The following is a 5,034-nucleotide window of genomic DNA, read 5'->3' as shown; positions in this document are numbered from 1 at the left end:
TGGAGGAAGACATGAAGAAAAGAGCAGTAGGTTATTGTAGAATATCTACCTTAATGCAAGTAGATAATACTTCACTTAAGGACCAAGAAGATAAAATTAGAATGTATGCTAAGCTTCACGATATAGTGATAGATAAAATATTTATAGATAAAGCAGTATCAGGTAAATCAACTGATAGACCAGAATATGATAAGATGATTGATTATGTAAAGAAAAATAATATAGATATGATAATGGTTTATAAAAATGATCGAATCCATAGGTCATTGTATAATTTACTTGCAATGATTTATGACCTTCAAGAGTATAATGTAGCATTAGTAAGCATAACAGAACACTTTGATACATCAACACCTCAAGGGATGCTATTTTTACAGATGCTAGGAAGCTTTGCAGAGTTTGAACGTGCAGTGATCAATGAAAGAACTCGTAATGGAAGAATAGCAAGACTTAATGAAAATAAGTGGGTTGGTGGTAAACCATCGCTTGGATATAAAGTAAATAAACAGGGGAAATTTGAAATTAATGAAGAAGAAGCTAAAATAGTTAAGGACATATTCAAACTAAGGTCCAAGGGGCTTTCATTAGCTAAAATAGGTGCTAAGTATGGATTTTCAAAGCAGAAAGTAGATTATATATTAAAAAATAAAAATTATATTGGGATATTCAACTACCAAGGAAAGAAAGAAAAGAATGATATAACTATTGAGATAGAGCCAATAGTATCAAGATATATGTGGAATAAAGTAAATAAGAATTGAACTATTAGAAATGAATATTCTGAAAATTAAAAAATAATCTAAAAGTTCAGAATATACCAAACTAACAACATTTAAAGAGGGATTTACAATGTTTACTAAAATAAAATAGGGGTGGTCATTTTTATGCTCTTAGTATTGGGGTACTTTAGTACTGTTTCTTTATAGACTTTTATTTAGGAGGTTTTTATGGATGATAAAACTTACAATCTTATAGTAAAAGAATGACTAATGAAGAGTTATTAAAAGATTACTTAGAGTATGCACTATAAGATATGGATGGTGATGGAGTTCATACTTATTTGGACAAGCAGACTTTAGACAGAGTTGTTGTAGATACTGCAATGATGGATAAAGCTAAAGTTGCATTTATTGAAAGACTTGAAAAAAGAAGAGCTAAGGAAAAGAAGGTATTAGCAGAGGTAAATGACTTTTCAAAATGTAAAAACTATTGTACATAATTCATATCAAGGTGCTCAGATGTAGGCGGCCGATTTTGTACGTATCGAGGCATTTACCTAGAAGGAATTAATTAAGCGTTAAGAAGATAATAGAGTCAATAAAGAAGTTATATCAACAAGGATATAAACTAGTAGATATAGTTAAAACTTTAGGATTAAGTAAAGTAAGGGTATTTCAAATAATAAAAGAACTTAAGGCTAAATAGAAAAGTTTCGCGAAATAGCTCTTTATAAATATGTAGCTATCCTTTTTAGGAGGATGTAATTAAATGGAGGAATCAAGAGAATGTTTACTATTGTTATTTGCGAAGATGATCTTTTACAAAGGGAGTTGTTAGTTACTTATTTACAACAAGTATTTGAAGATTTGGGATTAGAGTATTTACTTATAGAGTTTAGTTCTGGGGAAGAACTTTTAGATAATTATCCAGATAAGGTAGATATACTATTTTTAGATGTGCAAATGGATGAACTGACTGGAATGGATACTGCAAGAAAAATTAGAATCTTTGATAAAAAGGTAGAAATAATCTTTACAACAGGTATAGCGGACTATATCTATGAAGGGTATGAAGTTCGGGCATACAGGTATATATTAAAGCCACTTAAATATGAATGTATTTTAAAGCATACAGAATCGTGTATAAATGAAATTATAGATAAAAAAAATACGATTGCAATAAAAGATAGACTTAAAACATCTATTATTCTAATAAATGATATATTGTATATTGAAGTAATAAGAAAAGAAATAATTATTTATACAAAAGAAGATAAGTATTTTTTTAAAACTAGTATGAAGAGCATAGAAGATACTTTAGTTAAGAAGAATTTTTTTAGATGTCACAAAAGTTATTTAATAAATTTAAGGGAAATTAATTCATTAAAGGAAAAAGAAAATATGGTGATAATAGGTAGTTATAAAATACCTGTAAGTAGATATAAAGTAAAAGCTCTAAAGATAGAACTAGCTCATATATTAGGTGATACACTATGTTAGAAAATACGTATACATGGACTATAATAACTATTTTAACAATAATCTTAGAATGGTTTTTACTAAAGAGAATAATAATTCATACAAGTAATTTTCGAGTATCTAAGTTAAATTTAAATATTATATTTTCTTTAATAATTTTATTTATGATATATATGAATTTAGTAAATATATATCCAGATGATAGAATTATAATCGCAATAGTTATAACTATTACTTTTTATAAATATATTTGTGATGAAAAAATTATAAAAGTAATAATAGTATCACTACTTTATTGGATGACACTATTAGGAATAGATGCACTTAGTATGAGCTTAATAGTGTGGATTAACTCATTAGAATCAATGAGTCTATTAATAGATTTAAATATATATAGATTACAATCTATTATTTTATCTAAAGGATTACTTATAATGCTATCTATCTTTTATTGCAAATTTAAAAGAAGTATAGATATTTCAAGGAGAGATATTGTATATATTTTAATACCTATAATATCTAATATATCATCATTTTTTGTAATATATAGGTACTTTATACAAATGGAAGAGAGATATATACTAAATGAAAAAGAACTTATAATGGTATCTCTTTTATTAGTTTTATCTAATATATGTTTAATATTATCTGTTAGAAAAATTATAACTGATAATAGACTAATAGCAGAAGGAAATTTGATAAAAGAAAAAATGAAGATGCAGTATACTCATTATATAAATATTCAGCAAGAACATATGAAAGTAAGGCAACTCCATCATGATATTAAAAACCATATTGCATGTATAAAAGGAGTTTCAAAAAGTAATAATGATGCATCTAATTATATAATGAGTATAGAGGATGAGTTAGATAGATATGATAATAGTTTTAATACAGGAAATATGATTTTAGATATTATATTAAATGAAAAGAGTAAGATTTGTAAGGATAGTAATATAAATTTATTAGTAGATATAAATAACTTTGATACTTGTAATTTTATACATACAATAGACATTTGTAGTATATTCTCAAATATGCTAGATAACTCAATAGAAGCATGTGAAAAAGTAAGTAATTATGATAAAGAGATCATATTGAGAGGAACAATAGTAAATGATTTTTTTGTTATAAGAATTGAAAATACTAAAGAAAATAGAGTAAATATAAAAAATAATTATATAAAAACAGATAAGAAAGATACTTATTTACATGGATTAGGAATAAAAAATATAAAAGATTCAGTAACTAAATATAATGGCGAAGTAGTTATTGATTATAGTGAAAATAGATTTACTATGAAGATTTTTGTACCTCTTGTACCAAAATAGATACTACTCGTACCAATTTATAGAAAATAATAAATAAGGATGTTACATTATAAGCATAGATGATTTAAGGAGAGATTAAATGGTTAAATCTAGCGCTAATAAGGTAACATCTTTTTTGTATTACAACAATTATATAGATAGTGATAAATATGACTATGAAGTGTATTTATATGGATTTGAAACACTAATTGCATCAATTTTAAACTCATTATCAATATTATTAATTGGTTTATTATTTGATAGGTTTATGCATTCAATTGTATTTTTAGCTTGTTATTGTCCATTAAGACAATTTGCTGGAGGGTATCATGCTGATACATACAAAAAGTGTTTATTTACTTTTATATGTATATTTTTAGCAACAATATTTTTAGCAAATAATTTAATGGATGTAGATTTAAAATATTTGCTAATACTATTTTCAGTTTTAAATTGGGCAAGTATAGGATTGTTATCACCAGTAGAGCATGTTAATAATCCTCTAACTGATAATGAAAGAGTTAAGTACAAGAAAAATGCTAGATTAATTGCTACATTAATACTTTTATTTATATTTATAAGTAATAATTACTTTATATATAGTGCATTTTCACTATTTTGGATAAATTTTATGATGAATGTAGCAATTATTAAAAATAGGGGGAAATAAGATGAAAAAATATTTATTAAAGATTATGAAGTATTCAGGGAGTTTAGCTGTGGGTATTGCATTGTTATCAAATAATACTACATGTATGTGGCATATACATCAACCTAAAGTACCAAATTCAGTTAAAAGTTTAAAAAAATAAGTTACATCAATACTTTTAGTAACTTATATATATAACTTTTATCAAAAAATTTAAAAATGGTGGAGTAAGGTGGATAAATAAATGAAACCTAAAAAAAAAGTATTTAAAGGTATAAAGGATTGTATACAGCTATTATTTAAATATAATAAAAAGTATTTATTAATTTCTATAACTATGGCTATATTTCAAGGTGTTATACCAACACTTACACTAAGAACAAGCCAACAAATTTTAAATACATTGCAAAAAAATGATACAACTATAAAAAACTTAGTTTTTTTACTTTTTATTTATGCAATATTAAATATAATTCCTACGGTTATAATTTCAATATACAGCTATTATAGAACTAAATTTAACAAAAAATTTGAAAAATACATTGATGAGCTACTATTAAGAAAAACATTAGAGCTAGACTTAAAAGACTTTGAAGATGATGAAGTTTATAACATGATAAATAGAGCTAAATCTCAAAAAGGTATAGATATAACAACTATGTTTGAAAATTTAGTAAATTCTAATAGTCTAATCTTAATTAAAAACTAATATTTATAACTAAATAGATTTATCATAAATACAAAAAGAAAGGTGTGTAAAAATGGAAACAATAGAACTTATAAGAGTAGTCCTAGGTATCATACTTATACTTTATGGATTAGGGATAAACTGGTATGAAAAATTTAAAGATGTAAAATATATTGACCAAATAAATGG

7 protein-coding genes are annotated in these 5,034 nt (G+C 24.8%); all 7 read left to right on the top strand.

Annotated elements, in window-relative coordinates; all coding sequences use genetic code 11:
- Positions 1 to 11 precede the first annotated feature (11 nt).
- The 7 genes from ACRC03_RS09345 to ACRC03_RS09315 all read left to right on the top strand — a co-directional run bounded on the left by ACRC03_RS09345 (position 12) and on the right by ACRC03_RS09315 (position 4,866).
- Complete coding sequence (locus ACRC03_RS09345; protein WP_438652297.1) at positions 12 to 761, top strand: recombinase family protein; 750 nt, start codon at positions 12 to 14, stop codon at positions 759 to 761.
- A 272-nt stretch (positions 762 to 1,033) separates the two neighbouring features.
- Complete coding sequence (locus tag ACRC03_RS09340; RefSeq protein WP_438652296.1) at positions 1,034 to 1,219, top strand: hypothetical protein; 186 nt, start codon at positions 1,034 to 1,036, stop codon at positions 1,217 to 1,219.
- Between the two features lie 286 nt (positions 1,220 to 1,505).
- Complete coding sequence (locus ACRC03_RS09335; protein ID WP_438652295.1) at positions 1,506 to 2,219, top strand: LytR/AlgR family response regulator transcription factor; 714 nt, start codon at positions 1,506 to 1,508, stop codon at positions 2,217 to 2,219.
- Positions 2,213 to 3,529, top strand: a complete 1,317-nt coding sequence (locus ACRC03_RS09330) for a GHKL domain-containing protein (protein WP_438652294.1) — start codon at positions 2,213 to 2,215, stop codon at positions 3,527 to 3,529. Before ACRC03_RS09335 ends, ACRC03_RS09330 begins: the two co-directional genes overlap by 7 nt.
- Positions 3,530 to 3,608: 79 nt before the next feature.
- Positions 3,609 to 4,178 carry an accessory gene regulator B family protein gene (locus ACRC03_RS09325; RefSeq protein ID WP_438652293.1) on the top strand — a complete coding sequence of 190 codons (570 nt, stop codon included), beginning with the start codon at positions 3,609 to 3,611 and terminating at the stop codon, positions 4,176 to 4,178.
- 1 nt (position 4,179) lies between these two features.
- Positions 4,180 to 4,320, top strand: coding sequence for a cyclic lactone autoinducer peptide (locus tag ACRC03_RS09320; protein WP_438652292.1), 141 nt, complete (start codon positions 4,180 to 4,182; stop codon positions 4,318 to 4,320).
- Between the two features lie 81 nt (positions 4,321 to 4,401).
- Positions 4,402 to 4,866: a hypothetical protein gene (locus ACRC03_RS09315; protein ID WP_438652291.1), complete on the top strand. Its 465-nt coding sequence runs from the start codon at positions 4,402 to 4,404 to the stop codon at positions 4,864 to 4,866.
- Positions 4,867 to 5,034 lie beyond the last annotated feature (168 nt).

The organism is Romboutsia sp., assembly GCF_051659545.1.
In the GTDB taxonomy this organism is placed as follows: domain Bacteria; phylum Bacillota; class Clostridia; order Peptostreptococcales; family Peptostreptococcaceae; genus JBOFOR01.
Note: the sequence above shows the minus strand (reverse complement) of the source record. Positions and strands in the feature narration are given on the sequence as shown.

Excerpts from the sequence above, each read along its gene's own strand:
- ACRC03_RS09345 (WP_438652297.1), top strand. The coding sequence starts at position 12 with ATGAAGAAAAGAGCAGTAGGTTATTGTAGAATATCTACCTTAATGCAA.
- ACRC03_RS09340 (WP_438652296.1), top strand. The coding sequence starts at position 1,034 with ATGGATGGTGATGGAGTTCATACTTATTTGGACAAGCAGACTTTAGAC.
- ACRC03_RS09335 (WP_438652295.1), top strand. The coding sequence starts at position 1,506 with ATGTTTACTATTGTTATTTGCGAAGATGATCTTTTACAAAGGGAGTTG.
- ACRC03_RS09330 (WP_438652294.1), top strand. The coding sequence starts at position 2,213 with ATGTTAGAAAATACGTATACATGGACTATAATAACTATTTTAACAATA.
- ACRC03_RS09325 (WP_438652293.1), top strand. The coding sequence starts at position 3,609 with ATGGTTAAATCTAGCGCTAATAAGGTAACATCTTTTTTGTATTACAAC.
- ACRC03_RS09320 (WP_438652292.1), top strand. The coding sequence starts at position 4,180 with ATGAAAAAATATTTATTAAAGATTATGAAGTATTCAGGGAGTTTAGCT.
- ACRC03_RS09315 (WP_438652291.1), top strand. The coding sequence starts at position 4,402 with ATGAAACCTAAAAAAAAAGTATTTAAAGGTATAAAGGATTGTATACAG.